Origin of the sequence: Nibrella saemangeumensis (assembly GCF_039541915.1) — a bacterium.
GTDB lineage: Bacteria > Bacteroidota > Bacteroidia > Cytophagales > Spirosomataceae > Nibrella > Nibrella saemangeumensis.
The window spans coordinates 1-931 of the sequence record NZ_BAABHD010000004.1; the positions used below are offsets into that span (position 1 = coordinate 1).

Here is a 931-nt window from a genome sequence, read left to right on the forward strand (position 1 = left end):
CCTGGTGGGGTACGCAGCATCTGGTTACGGCATGACCTGGAGACGTTTGGCAAACGCCTAAAAGCTTTAGAAGCTAAAGTAGCTCAGGAAGGAATCGTGCTAACCGACCAGCAGGTAGCGGCTTTGGAGCGGGCTAAGCAGGAAAAGCAGGCTCAGGGTGAGATTGAGACTCACCATCCGGGCTATTTAGGCGCTCAGGACACCTACTATGTAGGCAACATCAAAGGGGTAGGCCATATCTATCCCGGCGGGGAACCGCAGCAAACCTTTATAGATACCTATGCCAAGGTGGCTTTTGTGAAGGTGTATGACCGTAAAAACGCCTTAGTAGCGGCTGATTTGCTGAATGATCGGGTGGTCCCCTTTTATGAACAGCATCAGATTCGGCTATTGCGNTTTTATGAACAGCATCAGATTCGGCTATTGCGGGTACTGACGGACCGAGGTACAGAATACTGTGGCAATCGGGAACAGCACGAGTACCAGTTGTACTTGGCGGTGGAGGATATAGACCACTCCAAAACCAAGGCTAAAAGTCCGCAGACTAACGGCATCTGCGAACGTTTTCACAAGACCATTCAGGATGAGTTTTACGCCATTGCCTTTCGCAAAAAGCTCTACAGCAGCCTAGAGCAGTTGCAGCAAGATGTAGACATGTGGCTGGAGCATTACAACCAGCAACGAACCCACTCGGGAAAATACTGCTTTGGCAAGACGCCCATGCAGACGTTTACAGAGAGTTTGCCCTTAGCCAAAGAGAAGATGCTGGAGACCTTGGCAGAAGCCCTTTTCTCCCCTTTACCAAAGGCCGAAGGCCCTCAGTTGGAACCGGATCAGGAGCAAACAGGACAGTTCAACTGGGCACGGCTACAGCAAGCAACTGACAGTTAATTTCACCCCCATCTGTCAGACTAAGTCTTGACTACTACAA

The 931-nt window shown here is 50.4% G+C and carries 1 protein-coding gene; it reads left to right on the forward strand.

Annotated elements, in window-relative coordinates; translation table 11 throughout:
• The coding region (locus ABD949_RS01950; RefSeq protein WP_345240056.1) for an integrase core domain-containing protein at positions 1–891 on the forward strand (891 nt) is incomplete at its 5' end.
• Between the last annotated feature and the right edge of the window lie 40 nt (positions 892–931).